Consider the following 16,293-nt stretch of genomic DNA (forward strand, 5'->3'; position numbering starts at 1 on the left):
AGTTCCGTCCCGGGGCACCGTCGCGTGCTCCTCCCGGTCGGTGCGCGCCCCTCCCGGCCGCGCGGGTCCTGCCCGCGCCAGCCGGGCCGCGGAGGGGACGCCGGGCCGGGAGGGGAGCGCGCAGCGGCTCCCCGGCGAGGACCGGCACGGCCCGCACGACCCCGGACAACGCCCCGGCGACCGCACCCCGCGGCCGGCCGGGACGGACTGGGGGTGCGCCGCCGTCCTGCCGGCCCCGCCGAGGCGCACCCGGACGGCGGCTCCGGCGCCGCGACCGACCGATCGCGGACCGGCCGCCGGGCGCGGAGTGGGATGCTGGCCCGGGACCGCGGCGATCCGCCGCGGTCCGGGCCGGCACCCGCCGCCGGCACCACCGCCCGGAGCACCGGGCCCAGCTCCCGGGAGGCGACGGTGTCGGCAGCCGCGACCAGCGCACCGGCGACCGCCGACCGTCCCGAGCCGGCGCCCCCGCGCGGCGGCCGCCGCCGGTGGCCGTGGCGCACCGCTCTCGCCGTGGCGGGCGGGCTGGCCCTGCTGCTGGCGTTCCCCGGCTACTCGCTGCACGGTCTCGCCGTCCTCGGCCCGATGGCCCTGGCGCTGGCCGTCCGAGGGCAGCGGGCCCGCTCGGGGGCCTGGCTCGGGTTCGCGTTCGGCCTGGCGTTCTTCACGCCGCTGCTGTCGTGGACCGGCGTCTACGTCGGTGCCTTCCCCTGGCTGGCGCTGGCCGTCTTCCAGTCCACCTACCTCGCGCTGCTCGGCGCCGCGACCGCGGTCACCTCGACCCTGCGGTTCTGGCCGCTGTGGACGGCGGCGCTGTGGGTCGCCGACGAGGCGCTGCGCGGCCGCTGGTTCCTGGGCGGCTTCCCGTGGGGCCGGCTGGGGCTCAGCCAGACCGACGGCCCCTTCCTCGCCCTGGCCGCCTACGGCGGGGTGCCGCTGGTCGGCTTCGCCGTCGCCCTCACCGGCGCGCTGCTGGCCGCCGCCGTCCTGGCGCTGGCGCGGGCCTGGCGGGACTCCCACGGGGACGCGGGGGAGCGGCCCGCCGCGCTGCGGGCCGGGGTGCTCGCAGTCGTGGCCGTGCTCGCGGTGCCGCTGGTCGGCGCGCTGGCCTGGCTGCCGCTGCCCGGCCGGTCGCTGACCGAGGGCGGCCCCACGCAGACCGTCGCGGTGATCCAGGGCAACGTGCCGCGGGCCGGCCTGGACTTCAACGCCCAGCGCCGCGCGGTGCTCGACAACCACGTGCAGCAGACCCTGGAGCTCGCCGCCGCCGTGGAGCGGGGGGAGGAGCAGCAGCCGGACCTCGTCGTCTGGCCCGAGAACAGCTCCGACATCGACCCCTACACCAACGACGACGCCGCACGCGCCATCGACCGGGCCGCGCAGGCGATCGGCGCACCGATCCTCGTCGGTGCGGTCGTCGAGGGCCCCGGCCGGTTCCTGAGCAACACCGGCATCGTCTGGGACCCGGAGACCGGTCCGGGGGAGACCTACGTCAAGCGGCACCCCGTCCCGCTGGCGGAGTACGTGCCGGCCCGGTCGTTCTTCCGCTTCTTCACCGACAAGGTCGACCTCGTGCGCCGCGACTTCCGCGCCGGCGAGGAGGTCGGGGTCCTGGACATCGCCGGCGCCCGCATCGGCGACGTCATCTGCTTCGAGGTCGTCTACGACGGGCTGGTGCACGACACCGTCGAGGCCGGCGCCGGGATGCTCGTCGTCCAGACGAACAACGCGACCTTCGGCTTCACCGACGAGAGCGAGCAGCAGCTGGCCGCCAGCCGGCTGCGGGCCGTCGAGTACGGCCGCACGGTGGTCGTGGCGGCGACCAGCGGGATCTCGGCGGTGGTGGCGCCCGACGGGTCGCTGGTGCGCCGCTCGGACCTGTTCGTGCCCGCGACGTTCGTCGAGGACGTCGCCCAGAGGGACTCCACGACCCTCGCCGAGCGGCTGGGCGCGGGTCCCGAGTGGCTGCTGACGGCGCTGGGCGTGGGGGCGCTGGCGTCGGTCGCCGTCCCCGGGTCCCTGCGCCGCCACCGGGCCCGGCGCGCACGCCGCACCTGAGGTCAGGAGCAAGACGGCCCGCTCGGGCGTTGCTCTGGGTGCGGGTCCTCCTCGGGCCCGCACCGAGGAGGGAAGTCGTGGGACGTCGTGTGCGGACGGCGGCCGGTGTGCTCGCACTGGCCGAGGTCGTCGTCTTCGTGCTGGTGGCCAACTGGATCGGGCTGGGAGCGACGATCCTGCTCACCCTGGCGACCAGCGCCCTGGGCCTGCTGCTGCTCGGCCGGCAGGGCACTCGGGCGCTGACGGAGCTGCGGCAGCGGGCCGAGGAGCGCCGGCCGGCCGGCCGCGCCCTGGGCGACGCGGGCCTGGTCGCCGTCGGCGGGCTGCTCATGCTGCTGCCGGGCTTCCTGGGCGACGTGGTCGGGCTGCTGTGCCTGCTGCCGCCCACCCGGCCGCTGGTGCGGGGGCTGCTCGGGCGGCTGTTCGTCTCCCGGCTGCCGGTGCACCTGCGCGGTCCGGTGCACGTGCGCAGCGCCCGCGCGGAGGGCGTCCCCGGCCCCGCGGAGCACACGGCGTCCGCGCACGGCCGGCCGCTGGTGATCGAGGGGGAGGTCCTGCGGGACGAGCCGCAGCGCTGACCGAGGGACTGCAGACGCGGAACGGCCCCGGTGGGAGATCCCACCGGGGCCGTCCTCCGTGCGCAGGTGCGCTCAGCTGGCGCGGGTGCGCCGCCCGCGGAGCACCTCGAGGCGCTCGGCGAGCACCTCCTCGAGGTCCTCGACGGAGCGACGCTCGAGCAGCATGTCCCAGTGCGTGCGCGGGGGCTTGACCTTCTTGGGAGCCGGCTCGGCACCACCGACCAGCTTCGCCGCGCCGCCGTCGAACTTGCACTCCCACGTCTCGGGGACCTCGGCGTCGTCGGCGAAGGGCACCGAGAACAGGTGACCCGACGCGCACTTGTACTCGACGTACTGGCGCTCGATCGGTGCGGTGTTCCGCTCGGTCTCGTAGCTCACGCTGCCCAGTCGGCTACCCCGCAGGGAACGCTCGCCCATGGCACACCGTCCTCTCGTGCTGGTGGTGTCTCGGTCACGACCCGATCCGTCCAGCGGGCCATACCCACTGGACGGCGGATTCGAAAGGACCAACGGCAGAACTCTGGAAGAGATTCCGCTCTGTCGGCCGCTCATCATCGCATGGGGGGAGATCCGGGCGCCCGGCGGCCCCCCGGCGTCCCCCGCCCGGGGGATCAGGGGAGGGCGAGCTGCCCCGGTCCGGCGGCGGTCGGGCCGAGCTGCCCCAGCACGTGGTGCCGCCGGCACAGCACCTGGTAGTGCACGTCGGCGTCCGCCGGCCCGCTGGTGGGCTCCCCCGGGGCCGGGGTGGGCGCGGTGTCGGCGACCACGACGGTCGCGCCGTGGCGGACCATCGCGCCGTCGACGACGCGGGCGTTGAGCAGCCCGGGCAGGCCGCACCAGCACAGCACCTCGACCTGCACCCGCTGGACGTCGTCGGCGACCTCCAGCAGCCGCTGGGTGCCGGGGAACAGCCGGGTGCGGAAGTCGGTGGTGAGGCCGAAGGCCCAGACGTCGACGTGCGACTCGTCGACGAGCTCGGCCAGCTGGTCGACCTGCGCCGGTGAGAGGAACTGCGCCTCGTCGACGATCAGGTAGTCCACCCGCCGTCCCTCGGCCCAGTGGCTGCGCACCAGCAGGCGCAGGTCGGTGCCGGCGTCGACCTCCACGGCGTCCTGGCTGAGCCCGACCCGCGAGCTGATCCGCGGCCGTCCCGACCGGTCGCCCTGGGTGAGCAGGAGCCCCGAGCGACCCTGCCGGGCCTGGTTGTGGTCGACCTGCAGGGCCAGCGTGGACTTCCCGCAGTCCATCGGCCCGTGGAAGAAGCGCAGGTGCGCCGGTGCCGGGTGGCTGCGGCGGTTCCCGGCGGCCGGGACGGCGGTCGGCCGCTGGCGGGCGCGCCGGTCGGGGTCGGGCACGGTCATGGCGACCGCGTCGTCGGGAGGAGTCACAACCGCTCCGGGGGTGTGTTGCCCGCCGCCAGGACGGCGCGGCGCATCGGGAGGAGGGCCAGCAGCACGAAGCCCGCCACGAAGAAGACCACGAGGCTGACGATCGCGTACCGGTAGGAGCCGGTGAGCTGGTAGGTCAGCCCGAACGCCAGGGGTCCGAGCCAGCTGGTGCCGCGGTCGCTGATCTCGTAGAAGCCGTAGTACTCGGCCTCCTTGCCGGCCGGGATGAGCTGGCTGAACAGGGACCGGGACAGCGCCTGGGTGCCGCCCTGGACCAGGCCGATGACGGCGGCCAGCGCGTAGAACTGAGCGACGGCACCGGCCTGCAGCCAGAACGCGGCCAGCAGCACCCCGATCCAGGCCACGAGCGCGCCGAGCACGACCCGCTTCGCGCCGTACCGGGCGGCGAGCCGGCCCAGGCCCAGGGCACCGGCGACCGCCACGACCTGGACCATGAGGATCGCCCCGGTGAGCACGTCCTGCCCCAGGTCCAGCTCCTCGCTGGCGTAGGTGGCCGACAGCGAGATCACCGTCTGGACGCCGTCGTTGAACAGCAGGTAGGCGCCGAGGAACCACAGCGTCAGCGGGAAGGCGCGCATGCCGCGCAGGGTCGTGGCGAGCTGGCGGAAGCCGCTGCCCGGCACGACCCCGGCCTCCCGGACCGGGCGGTTGCGCAGCCGGCTCACCGAGAGCAGCGCGAAGGTGCCCCACCACAGCCCCGCGCTGGCCAGGCAGATCCGCACCGCCTGCCCCTCGGTCAGGCCGAGCGACCCCGCGCCCAGGAACAGCCCGAGGTGGACGGCGAGCAGCAGCGCCCCGCCGACGTAGCCGACGGCCCAGCCACGGCTGGAGACGGCGTCCCGCTCGTCGGGGCCGGCGAGGTCGGGCAGCCAGGAGTAGTAGACGACGGTGGCGGCGCCGAAGCTGATGTTGGCGACGACGAACAGCACGCCGCCCAGCAGCCACCGCCCGTCGGCGACGAAGAACAGGCCGGTGGTGGCCAGCGCCCCCAGCAGCGCGAAGCCGCCGAGCAGCTCCCGCTTGCGGCCGCTGCGGTCGGCCACCGCCCCGGTGAGCGGCAGGACGAGCACCTGGAGCAGCACCGACGCCGACAGCACGTAGGAGAACCAGCTGCCGGTCGGGACGGTGAGGCCGAGCAGGCGCAGGTCGCCGTCCTCGCCGACGGCCTCGTCGGCGATCTCCTTCAGGTACGGGCCGAGGAAGACGGTCGTGACCGAGGTGTTGAAGACCGACATCGCCCAGTCGTAGGAGTACCACCCGCCCCGCTCCCGCCGCAGCGCCGGATCGGCGGCCGCGGCCGTGCTCACGGGACGGTGCTCACGGGACGGTGCTCACGGGACGGTGCTCACGGGACGCTGTCCGGGACGACGCCGCCCGGGTACGCCGCGACCGCGGTGGTCGGGCGGGTCGGGTCGAGGAAGGCCGGCCGGTCGGGCTCGTCGGCGCGCAGCGGGACCAGCCCGCGGGTGATCGCCGCGGCGATGCGGTACCGGGCGCGGTTGGCGTCGCCGGTGCGGCCCATCCGCAGGTCGTCCAGCCGCACCGGCGGGCCGACGTGCACCCGGAGGGCGGGACGGCGGACGGCGGCGCGCAGCAGCGTGCGCAGCTTGCCCCAGTCGTTGCCGTACTGCAGCACCTCGTGGGCGCCCCACTGGCTGACCGGGATCACGGGGACGCCCATGCCCAGCGCCATGCGCGCCATGCCGGTGCGGCCGCGCTCGGGCCAGCCGTCGGCGGCCAGCCCCACCCGGCCCTCCGGGTAGGCGACCACGTGCCCGCCGTGGACGAGCGCCACCTCGGTGACCCGGACGGCGTGCCGGGCCAGCTCGGTGCCGCGCTCGACGCGGATGGCGCCGGTGCGCTCCAGCAGGGGACCGGCGACCGGGGCCCGCAGGATCCCGCCCGTGGCCATGATCCGCGGGACCACGCCGAGGCGGTGCAGCGCGACGGCGACGACGAACGGGTCGAAGTCGCCGATGTGGTTGGCGGCCAGCAGCAGGGGTCCGCGGCGGAGCTCCTCGGGGATGCCGCCGGTGACCTCGACGCGGCCGAACAGCCCGACCAGCCAGGAGAACCGGCGCAGCACGAAGCGCCAGAACCACCACGGGGGCGCAGCGGCGATGGCCAGCTCGCGGGCGAACCAGTCCGGGTCGTCGGGCCGGAGGACCTGCTCCAGGTGGTCGGGCAGGGGCGGGGTGGCCGGCCGCCAGTCGCGCCAGCTCACCGCGGCACCCACTGCCCGCGCTTCTCCAGGACGGCGCGCAGCATCGACGGGCGGTCGGTCATGATCCCGTCCACCCCGAGGTCGAGCATCGCCTCGGCCTCCTCCTCGGTGTCGACGGTCCACACGTGCACCTGCAGCCCGCGGTCGTGCGCCGCGGCGATGAACCGCTCGTCGACCAGGGCGCGCCCGCCCAGCCGCAGCGGCACCTGCGCGCACCCGGCTTCGATGCGGACCAGCCCGGCCGCGCGCGGGGAGTAGGACGACAGCCGCAGGGCCGCGACCCCGCGCGGGCCCAGCGACGTGCACACCGTCGGGCCGAACAACCGCCGCGCGGCGGCGATGCGGGCGTCGGAGAAGGAGCCCAGGCAGATGCGGTCGGTCACGCGCATCCGGCGGACCAGCCGCACGAGCGGGGCGAGGACTCCGGCGGCCTTGATGTCGAGGTTGAAACGGATGTCGGGCCAGGCGTCCAGCAGGTCCTCCAGCCGCAGGATCGGTTCGCGCCCGCCGATCAGCGCGGTGGACACCTCCGACCACGGCAGCTGGTCCAGCCGGCCGCTGCGGTCGGTGACCCGGTCCAGCGTCGGGTCGTGGAAGACGACCGGGACGCCGTCGGCGGTCACCTGGACGTCGGTCTCCAGGTAGCGGTAGCCCATGTCCACGCAGGCCTGGAAGGCCGGCATCGTGTTCTCCACGTGCTCGATCGCCCCGCCCCGGTGCGCCATCGCCAGCGGGGTCGGCGCGTCGAGGTACGCGAAGCGGGCCGGGGACACGCCCGACACGCTAGTGCGACGCGCCGACACGCTGGTCAGGCCCTCGCGGGGCACGCCGATGGCGTGCGACACGTCGGCTGCAGGGTGTCGGGCGTGTTCGCCCGGACCTGTCGGTGGCGGCGTCTACGGTGCCTCCCGTGGCAGAGCAGCAGGGGTCCGTCGTCGCGCTCGAGGGCGACCACCGGGGGGACGACCGGGAGGCGGACGACGATCGGGGGAGCGCGGCGCAGCGTCGGTGCGGGTGGTGCCGCCGGGTGCTGCCGCAGCAGGGGTCGGTCGGTCGTCCGCGGCTGTACTGCGGCCAGGCCTGCCGGCAGCGCGCCTACGAGCAGCGCAACGCCACCGCCAAGGCGGGTCTGTCCGGTGACGTGGTCCTCGTGACCCGCGCCGAGCTCGACGGCCTGCAGGACCGGCTGTACCAGCTGCGCTGCGCCCTGGAGGACGTGCAGACCCTGCTCGGCGAGCGCCCGACCAAGGCCGAGCTCGAGCGGTCCATCGCCGAGCTCGTGCGGTCGACCGGCCGGCTCGACCGGCTCTGGGTCTCCGAGCGCGCCGGCTGACCCGGCAGGGCCGTCGCCGGTCAGTCCGGGTCCTGGTTGTCCTCGCCCTCCTCGACCTCGCGCTCGGGGTCGGAGTAGTTCGGGCCGGGGCCCGGGTCGTTGTTGACCTCGTCGTCGGTCGTCCCGTCGTTGCGGTTGGTGTCCGAGCCCGAGGGGTCACCGCAGGCGGTCAGCGTGGCGCTGCCACCGAACAGCGCGAGGGCGGTCAGGACGGCGGCGACGGGACGACGGAGGTGCATGCCCCCGACCCTAGAGAGATCACCGTCGGGCCGCGCGTCGGGGCCCGGCGGACCGCCGTTATTGCGTCACAGTGACGTTACTGGGGTGGTGTCCCTGGGTGGTGGGGAAGCGGTCATCGAGGCGGGCGGGACGCGCGAGGACGCCGTCGGTCGACGTGGGTCACCGGAGATGCGGCCATCGGCAGGCCGGACGGGTGGCCGGTCGAACAAGATCGACCCGAGGGGAGTCGCCGGCCCGTCGGGACCGGTCGGCAGGCGCCGGCCGCCGGCGCGACCGGGACGCCGAGCCGGCGCCCGGGAGCCACGGGCCGGACGTCGCAGGTGCGGGACGACGGGTGACGGGTCGCGGCGCGGGCGCGGGCACGACGTCCGCGTCGGATGGTCGTCCGTGGACACGCGTCGCAGGACCTGGACGTCCCAGGACCTGGACACTCCAGCGATCACCTCACCCGTCGACCCGCGCCGATCTCCGGCGCCGATAATTCACATTATGTCAACTAGTCGACCGCTCCGCGCCTGACACCCGACGCCCGCCGATCCTCCGCCACTGCCCTGCCTCGGTGGGCACCGACCGAGCAACGACGACGGAACTCCACCCGGGCCCACGACGTCACGGGACCGGCGACAGCCGGAGCCACGGCGGCGCAGGCGGCCTGTCGGCCGTGACGCACCAGCACGGCCTCGGGTGCACGCCGCTGCGGGCGCCTGGCTGGATCGCTGGTGGGATGCGTCCGGCGTGCTCACGGACGGCGGAGCGACGACCTCGTCTCCTCCCACTTCAACGTATAGCGCACCGGGGGGCTTGCGGCAAGACCCGGTCCGTGCCGCACACTCGCCCGGCCGAGCCGCTGACCTGCGGAAACACCGCGGTCCCCGACTCCGACGGCCCGGCTCCCACCCTCGCATCCCGGAAGAAGCGCGACCTTGCCGCACGCCCGCCCCAGTCCCCTGACCGTCGTCCTCACCGTGGTGGTCGGCACCGTGGTGATCCCCATCGACATGACCATCGTGGCCGTCGCGATCACCCAGCTCTCCGCGGAGACCGGTGCCTCGCTGCCGGTGATCCAGTGGGTGACCACCGGCTACGCCCTCGGCCTCGCCGCGGTCATCCCGGCGGCTGCCTGGGCCATCGGCCGCTTCGGCGCCCGCCGGGTGTTCCTCGGCGCCATTGCGCTGTTCACCCTCGGCTCGGCGCTGGTCGCCGCGTCCTGGGACGTGGAGAGCCTCATCGCCTCGCGGGTGCTGCAGGGCCTCGCCGGCGGCTTCGTGCACCCGGCGGCCCTGACACTGGTCCTCACGGCCGCGCCGGCCGACCGGCGCGGCCGGCTCATGGCGCTGATGGGCCTCCCGGTGCTCGTCGGCCCGGTGCTGGGCCCGGTCCTCGGCGGCTGGCTGCTGGACAGCCTCTCGTGGCGCTGGATGTTCCTCGTCAACCTGCCGCTGGGTGCCCTCTGCCTCGCCGCCGGTCTGCGCAACCTGCCGCGGCCACCGGCCGGCGCGAGCCCGCGGCTGGACGTCCGCGGGCTCGCGCTCCTCCCGCCGGCCACCGCCCTCCTGGTCCTCGGCGCCTCGCTCGCCGACCGTAGTTTCGTCACGCCGGAAGTGGTGCTGACCATGGGCGCCGGACTGGTCCTCGCGGCCGCGTTCGTGCGGCACGCGCTGCGGGTCCCCGACCCGCTGCTCGACGTCCGCCTGCTGGGCCGCCGCGCCACGGGCACCGGCGCCGCCGTCCTGGCCCTCTTCGGCGCCGGGTTCGGCGTCGCCATGCTCCTCGTGCCGCTCTACTGGCAGGTGGTGCGCGGCCAGAGCGCCACGACCGCCGGCCTGTACCTGGCCCCGGTCGGGATCGCCGCCGGTGTCACCGTGCAGATCGCCGGGCGGCTGATCGACCGGCTGCGGCCGGTCCGCGTCGTCGTCCCGGGTATCGCCGTCGCCGTCCTCGCGTACGCCGCGCTGACCCTGCAGCTGCGCGCCGGCACCCCGCCCTGGCAGCTGGTGGCCACGTCGATGGTGGGCGCGATCGGTGCGGGCCTCACGATCATGCCGACGACGACGGTCGCCACCCGCTCGCTCGAGCCCGCGGCCATCCCCTCGGGCACCTCGATCCTGGCCGTCCTGGCCCAGGTGTCGGCCGCGACGGGCACCGCCGTCTTCTCCGTCCTCCTCGCCACCGGGCTCGCCGACCGGCTGCCCGGGGTCGCCGGCGACGGCGTGGGGTCGCTCGCCGCCCTGCCGGCGGCCGACCTCGCCGCGCTGGCGCCCGACGTGGCCGGCGCCTTCCGCGCCGCCTTCTGGTTTCCCGTCGCCCTCATGGCCGCCGCGGGCCTGGTCGCCCTCGCCGGCCTGCGCGACACGGCGTCCCCCTCCCCGCAGCCCGCCCCCTCCGCCACCCGGACCCCGGAGCCGCTCCCGTGACCACCGGCACCAGCAGCGTGTTCGACCTCCCCGGCCACCTCTCCCCCAAGGCCGACCCGGCCCTGGTCGCCGCGGACGAGCGGCACCTGGCGGCCGTCGCCGAGAGCCTCCGGCAGACCGTCGCCCAGCTGTCCGACCGGCTCGACGCGGAGCGGCGGGCCACCGGCCGGCACGGCCAGGCCGCGCTCGAGCGCGACCTCGAGGTGCACCGGCTGACCGCGCGGCTGCGCACCCTGCGTCGCTTCGGCCCGGACCTGTGCCTGGGCCGGATGGTGGGCGCCGACGGCGGGGACCCGGTCTACGTGGGCCGGCTGGGGCTGACCGACGACGCGGGCTCCCGGCTGCTGGTGGACTGGCGCTCCCCCGCCGCCGAGCCGTTCTTCGGCGCGACCCACGCGAACCCCATGGGCCTGGCCAGCCGCCGCCGGTACCGCTGGACGCGCGGCCGGGTCACCGACTACTGGGACGAGGTGTTCACCCCCGACGGGCTCGAGGGGCACGCGGCGCTCGACGACCAGTCCGCGTTCATCGCCGGCCTGGGGACGAACCGGTCGGAGCGGATGCGCGACGTCCTCGGCACCATCCAGGCCGACCAGGACGCCATCATCCGCGCCGGCTCCAGCGGCGCGCTGGTCGTCGACGGCGGCCCCGGCACCGGCAAGACCGTGGTCGCCCTGCACCGTGCGGCCTACCTGCTGTACTCCGAGCCCTCGCTGGCCTCGCGCGGCGGCGTGCTCTTCGTCGGCCCGCACGAGCCCTACCTGGCCTACGTCGCCGACGTGCTGCCCGGCCTGGGCGAGGAGGGAGTGCGGACCTGCACCCTGCGCGACCTGGTCCCCGGCGGCGCGACGGCGCCCCCGGAGGACGACGCCGAGGCCGCGGCGCTCAAGGCGTCGCTCCACCTCGTCGACGCCGTGGAGGCCGCCGTCCGCTTCCACGAGGAGCCGCCCGCCCGCGGCACGACCGTGCCGACGCCGTGGGCCGACGTCCGGATCACCGCCGACGACTGGGCCGAGGCGTTCGCGGCCCCGGGGCCCGGCGCCCCGCACGACGAGGCCCGCGAGCAGGTGTGGGACGCGCTGCTCGACGTCGTGGTGGACCTCGTGGTGGACGCCGACGCCGACGTCGAGCCCGGGCAGGTCCGCGCCGTGGTGGGACGCGACCGCGAGCTGCGGGAGACCCTCGAGCGGGCCTGGCCGCTGCTCGACGCGGCCGACGTGCTGGGCGACCTCTGGACGGTCCCGGCCTACCTGCGCCGGTGCGCGCCGGGCCTCACCGCCGACCAGGTGCGGCGGCTGCAGCGCGCCGACGCCACGGCGTGGACGGTGTCGGACCTGCCCCTGCTGGACGCCGCCCGGCTGCGAGTCGGCGACCCCGGGGCGGCGCGGCGACGGCAGCAGCAGGCAGCGACCGTGGCGGCCGAGGTGGCGCGCCTGTCCCAGGTCATCGACGAGCTGATCGCCGCGGACGACTCCGAGCTGCTGCTGATGACCAGCCTGCGCCACGCCGACCTGCGCGACGCCCTGGTCGACCAGGCCGCGCTGCCCGCTACCCGGCCCGACCGGCTCGCCGGGCCGTTCGCGCACGTCGTGGTGGACGAGGCGCAGGAGCTGACCGACGCGGAGTGGTCGATGCTCCTGCGCCGCTGCCCGTCGGGCAGCCTGACCGTCGTCGGCGACCGGGCGCAGGCGCGGCGCGGCTTCGCTGAGACGTGGGAGGAGCGGCTGGCGCGCGTCGGCCTCCGGGACGTCCGGCTCGCCTCGCTGACGGTCAACTACCGGACGCCGGCGGAGGTCATGGCCGAGGCCGAGCCGGTGATCCGGGCGGTGCTGCCGGACGCCAACGTGCCGACGTCGATCCGCCGCGGCGGCGTCCCGGTGCGGCACGGGCGGGTGGCCGAGCTCGACGCGGTGCTCGACGCGTGGCTGGCCGCGCACGCCGAGGGGGTCGCCTGCGTCATCGGGGCGGCGCCGGCCCGCGAGCGGCCGCGGGTACGGTCGCTGACGCCGGTGCTGGCCAAGGGGCTGGAGTTCGACCTCGTCGTCCTCGTGGACCCCGACGGCCTCGGCGACGGCGTGCCCGGTGCGGTGGACCGCTACGTCGCGATGACCCGGGCGACGCAGCAGCTGGTCATCCTGACGAGCGGCTGACACCGGCGCGCCGGCGCCGCTTGGTTTGGATCCGCTCGATCTTCTGCGCCTGACCGCAGTCGCCCATGTCGCACCACCGGCGGCTGTGGTTGCGGGACCGGTCCAGGAACAGCCAGGGGCACCGGGCGCACCGGCTCAGCCGTGCCAGGTCCGGGCTGCGCAGCAGCTCGGCGGCGGCCGCGGCGACCGGGTGCAGGACGACGGCGAGGTCCTCGCCGGGCGTCCAGCGCCAGGTCGCGGCGCCGCCGGCGGGTGGCTCGAGCCCGGCGGCGGCGAGGGACTCGGCGACGAACGGACGCAGTCGCTGCCACGGCTCCTCGACGGGGCCGCCGTCGACGACGGCGCCGAAGACGTCGTTCAGCGCGTCGCGCAGCCGGTGCGCCCGGCGCACGGTGCCGGCGGCCGCCCGGGGGTGCTCGGCGGCCGCCGCGTCCAGCCGGGCGGCCTGGGCCCCGTCCAGCACGCCGAGACGCCGGGACCAGGCGATGAGACCGGCGGCGTCGGCGACGTGGTCGTGCCGGGCCGGGCCCAGCGGGTCGTCGACCGTGTTGGCGAAGTCGAGCGCCAGGTGGCCCCCCAGGACCGGCAGCGGACGCGGGTTCGTTGCCATCGGATCCAGTTGTACCGGCATCACCTGGTGTGCCGGTGGGCACGTTCCCGCCATGAGCCCTGACACCGGTAACACCTGGCGGACGGTCGCCACGTTGTGCCTGGTCCAGTTCGTGGACGTCCTCGGGGTGACCGTGGTCGTCACCGCGCTGCCCCGGATGAGCGCGGACCTCGCGGCCGGGCCGGCGGAGGCCACCGCCGTGGTCACCGCGTACGCCACGGCGTTCGGGGGCCTGCTCCTGATCGGGGCGCGCCTGGGCGACCGGGTGGGCCACCGGCGGGTGCTGCTGGCCGCGCTGGCGGTGTTCGGCGCCGCCTCCGCGCTGGGAGCCGCCGCCGGGACGCCGGAGCTGCTGGCCGCCTCGCGCGGCCTGCAGGGGCTGGCCGCGGCGGCGTCGGTGCCGGCGGCCCTGCGCCTGCTCACGGCCGCCACGCCCGGCCCTGCCGTCCGGCGGCGCGCGCTGGCCGCGTGGAGCGCCGCCGGGGCCGTGGCAGGTGCGGCGGGTTTCCTCGTCGGCGGGCTGGCGACCGAGCTGGTCACCTGGCGGGCGGTGTTCTGGCTCCAGTTCGCGGCCGCCGCCCTGCTGCTCGTCGCCGTCCGTGCCGCAGTGGACGGCGGCCGGCTGCCGGCGCCCGCCGGCGGGATCGGCCTGGCCTCGGCCGGCGCGCTGGTGCTGGCCGCCGGGGGCGTCGTCACGGGCGCGGCGCTGCTCGGCGAGTCCGGGACGGTGGCCGTCGGCGCGGGGATCGCCGCCGTCGGTGTCGCGGCCGGCGTGGTGTTCCGGGTCGTGGAGCGCCGGGCGGAGCACCCCCTGGTGCCGCGGGGGGCCGGGGCGGTCCCGCAGCTGCGCTGGGGCGTCATCGGCTCGGCCGCCAACACCGCGACGACGAGCTCGGCTCTCACCGTGGCCACGCTGCACCTGCAGGGGCCGCTCGGGCTCTCGCCGCTGGCCTCGGGTGCGCTGCTGCTGAGCGCGAGCCTGCTCGTGGTCGTCGGGTCGGCCGTCGCCCCGAGGGTCGTGGCCCGGCTCGGGTGGGCGGCTGCGCTGGCTGCCGGGCTGGCCGTCGTCGCCGTCGCCTGTGCGGTGCTGGTCGTCGTGCCCGGCGCGCCGGGCATCGGCGTGGCGGCCGGACTCTGCGGCCTCGGCCTCGGGGTCGCCTCCGTGGCGGCGAACGACATGGGGATCGCGGTGCCCGAGCACCTGGCCGGCACCGCCTCGGGGTTGCTCAACACCGCCGCTCAACTGGGCACCGCCGTCGGCACCGCCCTGGTCCTGCTGGTCGCCACCGCCGCGGGGCCGCGCCCGGCCTGGGCGGTCGCCGGCGGGCTCGCCGTCGTGGCGGCGCCGGCCGTCCTGCGCGGAGCGCCGTCCCGGCCGATGAGTCCCGACCCCGCAGACGGTCAGGACTCCGGACACCCGACCCGTGGAGGACCGCCGTGCCCAGCACCGTCCAGCCGATCCTGCTGACCGCCGACCTCGACCGCCTGGTGCGCTTCTACGCCGGGGTCGCCGGCGCCGAGGTCACCGACCGCCAGCCGCCGGAGGGCCCGGTGTTCTACCAGGGGCTGCGCATCGGCGACGCCGACCTCGGGGTGGTCGCCGAGGCCGACGCCCCGGTCGAGCCCGGGCGGGTGCTGCTGAGCATCGAGGTGCCCGACGTCGACGCCGCGCTGGCACGGGTGGAGCAGCTCGGCGGCGCGACGCAGGGCCCGCCGAACGACATGCCGTGGGGTCAGCGGGTGGCCCACGTCCGCGACCCCGACGGCAACGCGGTGAACCTGACGACGTCGACCTGAGCGGACGCGCAGCGCCGTATCGTCCGGGCGTGACCGCCGACGGGACGCGCGGCATCCTCCGGCCCTCCGCCGTGCCGGAGGTCTTCACCCTCGACCGGCTGCCGCCGTCGGACGACCTGGCCGACCTCGCCGCCGTCCACTGGCGGGTGGCGTGGGACCTCCCGCCCGGGCAGCGGCACGAGTCGCTGGTGCTCTCCTATCCCGCGGTCAACGTCTCCTTCGAACCCGACGGCACCTGGGTGACCGGACCCGTCTCGGGCACCTACCGCCGGGAGCTGACCGGCCGCGCCGCCGTGTGCGCCGTGCGCTTCCGCCCGGCGGCCTTCCGGTCACTGGTCGAGCGGCCGGTGTCCCACCTGCGGGACCGGGTGCTGCCCGCCCGCGACCTGGTCGCGCTGGACGACGACCTCGTCCGCCGGGTGCGGGAGTCCCCCGACCTCGCCACCGCCCGCCCCGTGGTCGAGGACTGGCTGCGGACCCTCCCCCGGCGGCAGACGCCGGAGCAGGCGGAGCTCTACGCGGCGGTCGACCTGGTCGAGCGCGACCGGGAGCTCACCCGGGTCGACCAGCTCGCCGACCGCTGCGGCCGGTCGGTGCGGTGGCTGCAGCGCGCCTTCGCCGACGCGGTGGGCCTGCCGGTCAAGCAGGTGATCCGGATGGCGCGGCTGCGCGAGGTCGCCGAGCGGGCGCTGACCGGGGACGTGGACTGGGCCGCCGTCGCCGCGGACCTCGGCTACGCCGACCAGGCCCACCTGGTGCGCGACTTCACCGCCGCCGTCGGCACACCGCCCGGGCGCTACGCGCGGGAGGCCGCGACTGCGTCGTCTTTCTCCAAGACCCCGCAGGGCACGGCGCCGAGCATGGGGCCATGAGCACCGCCCCTGCCGAGCAGCCGACCCTGCCACCCCTGTACGCCGACCTCGCCGACGCCGCCCGCGCAGCCGCCGCCGTCGCCCGCGGCGCGGCCGGGACGCCCCTGGACTCCCCCACCCCCGCCACCGGCTGGGACCTGCGCACCCTGGTCGACCACTGGGTGCTCTACACCGGCCACGGCCTCGAGCACCGGGCCCTCGGCAGGGAGCTGCCCGAGGAGCTCGTCGGCCGCGACTTCGCCGCGGAGCCGGACTGGCCGCAGCGCTACGCCGAGCAGCTGGACCGGGCCCTGGCCGCCTGGCGCGACCCCGCCGCCTGGCGCGGCGAGGTCGACCTCGGTGGGGGGACGACCATGCCGGTCGAGGCGGTCGCCGCCATGAACCTGGCGGAGATCGTGCTGCACGGCTGGGACGTCGCCGCCGCGACCGGGCAGTCGATCGAGGTCGGCGAGGCCACCGCCCGCAGCGTGCTCGCGGCCGTCGAGCAGTGCGCGGAGATGATGCGGCAGTACGACGGCTTCGCCGCGCCGCTGCCCGCCGACGACGACACGCCCCCGCTCGAGCGGGCGCTGCGGCTGTCCGGCCGCGACCCGCACTGGCGCCGGTGA

16 protein-coding genes are annotated in these 16,293 nt (G+C 76.4%); 9 read left to right on the forward strand and 7 right to left on the reverse strand.

The features are described from left to right. Positions 1-411 precede the first annotated feature (411 nt). Positions 412-2,058 (forward strand): apolipoprotein N-acyltransferase, encoded by a 1,647-nt coding sequence (lnt, locus tag ACI8AX_RS15430; protein WP_456550717.1) that lies wholly within the window; start codon positions 412-414, stop codon positions 2,056-2,058. 77 nt (positions 2,059-2,135) lie between these two features. Beyond that, positions 2,136-2,636, forward strand: a complete 501-nt coding sequence (locus ACI8AX_RS15435; protein ID WP_456550718.1) for an FxsA family protein — start codon at positions 2,136-2,138, stop codon at positions 2,634-2,636. A gap of 72 nt (positions 2,637-2,708) precedes the next feature. Here ACI8AX_RS15435 and ACI8AX_RS15440 read toward each other — a convergent pair whose 3' ends face one another. From ACI8AX_RS15440 to ACI8AX_RS15460, 5 genes are all read right to left on the reverse strand, one after another. Beyond that, complete coding sequence (locus ACI8AX_RS15440; RefSeq protein WP_409329924.1) at positions 2,709-3,053, reverse strand: RNA polymerase-binding protein RbpA; 345 nt, start codon at positions 3,051-3,053, stop codon at positions 2,709-2,711. A gap of 194 nt (positions 3,054-3,247) precedes the next feature. Next, positions 3,248-4,024: a thymidine kinase gene (locus tag ACI8AX_RS15445; RefSeq protein ID WP_456550719.1), complete on the reverse strand. Its 777-nt coding sequence runs from the start codon at positions 4,022-4,024 to the stop codon at positions 3,248-3,250. Continuing rightward, entirely contained in the window at positions 4,021-5,352 is a 1,332-nt protein-coding gene (locus ACI8AX_RS15450; protein WP_456550720.1) for an MFS transporter, read from the reverse strand. The genes ACI8AX_RS15445 and ACI8AX_RS15450 overlap by 4 nt, the downstream gene beginning before the upstream one ends. 38 nt (positions 5,353-5,390) lie before the next feature. Next, positions 5,391-6,269, reverse strand: coding sequence for a lysophospholipid acyltransferase family protein (locus ACI8AX_RS15455; RefSeq protein ID WP_456550721.1), 879 nt, complete (start codon positions 6,267-6,269; stop codon positions 5,391-5,393). Next, entirely contained in the window at positions 6,266-7,042 is a 777-nt protein-coding gene (locus tag ACI8AX_RS15460; RefSeq protein WP_456550722.1) for a glycerophosphodiester phosphodiesterase, read from the reverse strand. The genes ACI8AX_RS15455 and ACI8AX_RS15460 overlap by 4 nt, the downstream gene beginning before the upstream one ends. 137 nt (positions 7,043-7,179) lie before the next feature. Between ACI8AX_RS15460 and ACI8AX_RS15465 the strand changes: the two genes are divergently transcribed. Next, entirely contained in the window at positions 7,180-7,602 is a 423-nt protein-coding gene (locus ACI8AX_RS15465; protein ID WP_456550723.1) for a hypothetical protein, read from the forward strand. Positions 7,603-7,622: 20 nt separating this feature from the next. Here ACI8AX_RS15465 and ACI8AX_RS15470 read toward each other — a convergent pair whose 3' ends face one another. Beyond that, positions 7,623-7,841, reverse strand: a complete 219-nt coding sequence (locus tag ACI8AX_RS15470) for a hypothetical protein (RefSeq protein ID WP_456550724.1) — start codon at positions 7,839-7,841, stop codon at positions 7,623-7,625. 924 nt (positions 7,842-8,765) lie between these two features. Here ACI8AX_RS15470 and ACI8AX_RS15475 point away from each other — a divergent pair. Beyond that, positions 8,766-10,256: a DHA2 family efflux MFS transporter permease subunit gene (locus ACI8AX_RS15475; protein WP_456550725.1), complete on the forward strand. Its 1,491-nt coding sequence runs from the start codon at positions 8,766-8,768 to the stop codon at positions 10,254-10,256. After that, positions 10,253-12,406: an RNA polymerase recycling motor ATPase HelR gene (gene helR, locus ACI8AX_RS15480; RefSeq protein ID WP_456550726.1), complete on the forward strand. Its 2,154-nt coding sequence runs from the start codon at positions 10,253-10,255 to the stop codon at positions 12,404-12,406. The genes ACI8AX_RS15475 and helR overlap by 4 nt, the downstream gene beginning before the upstream one ends. Here the strand turns inward: helR and ACI8AX_RS15485 are convergent. Then, positions 12,387-13,016, reverse strand: coding sequence for a CGNR zinc finger domain-containing protein (locus tag ACI8AX_RS15485; protein WP_456550727.1), 630 nt, complete (start codon positions 13,014-13,016; stop codon positions 12,387-12,389). The genes helR and ACI8AX_RS15485 overlap by 20 nt on opposite strands. A gap of 52 nt (positions 13,017-13,068) precedes the next feature. Between ACI8AX_RS15485 and ACI8AX_RS15490 the strand changes: the two genes are divergently transcribed. From ACI8AX_RS15490 to ACI8AX_RS15505, 4 genes are read left to right on the forward strand one after another with little or no spacing between them, the layout of a single operon-like run. Further along, complete coding sequence (locus ACI8AX_RS15490; RefSeq protein WP_456550728.1) at positions 13,069-14,484, forward strand: MFS transporter; 1,416 nt, start codon at positions 13,069-13,071, stop codon at positions 14,482-14,484. Then, positions 14,454-14,813 carry a VOC family protein gene (locus ACI8AX_RS15495; RefSeq protein ID WP_456550729.1) on the forward strand — a complete coding sequence of 120 codons (360 nt, stop codon included), beginning with the start codon at positions 14,454-14,456 and terminating at the stop codon, positions 14,811-14,813. Before ACI8AX_RS15490 ends, ACI8AX_RS15495 begins: the two co-directional genes overlap by 31 nt. A 29-nt stretch (positions 14,814-14,842) precedes the next feature. Beyond that, complete coding sequence (locus ACI8AX_RS15500; RefSeq protein ID WP_456550730.1) at positions 14,843-15,685, forward strand: helix-turn-helix domain-containing protein; 843 nt, start codon at positions 14,843-14,845, stop codon at positions 15,683-15,685. Next, positions 15,682-16,293, forward strand: coding sequence for a TIGR03086 family metal-binding protein (locus ACI8AX_RS15505; protein ID WP_456550731.1), 612 nt, complete (start codon positions 15,682-15,684; stop codon positions 16,291-16,293). Before ACI8AX_RS15500 ends, ACI8AX_RS15505 begins: the two co-directional genes overlap by 4 nt.

Source organism: Blastococcus sp. SYSU D00813 (genome assembly GCF_054050735.1).

What these genes read in the sequence shown, in the direction of transcription:
- ACI8AX_RS15440 (WP_409329924.1), bottom strand. Translation starts at nt 3,053, where the DNA reads ATGGGCGAGCGTTCCCTGCGGGGTAGCCGACTGGGCAGCGTGAGCTAC.
- ACI8AX_RS15470 (WP_456550724.1), bottom strand. Translation starts at nt 7,841, where the DNA reads ATGCACCTCCGTCGTCCCGTCGCCGCCGTCCTGACCGCCCTCGCGCTG.
- ACI8AX_RS15485 (WP_456550727.1), bottom strand. Translation starts at nt 13,016, where the DNA reads ATGGCAACGAACCCGCGTCCGCTGCCGGTCCTGGGGGGCCACCTGGCG.
- ACI8AX_RS15490 (WP_456550728.1), top strand. Translation starts at nt 13,069, where the DNA reads ATGAGCCCTGACACCGGTAACACCTGGCGGACGGTCGCCACGTTGTGC.
- ACI8AX_RS15505 (WP_456550731.1), top strand. Translation starts at nt 15,682, where the DNA reads ATGAGCACCGCCCCTGCCGAGCAGCCGACCCTGCCACCCCTGTACGCC.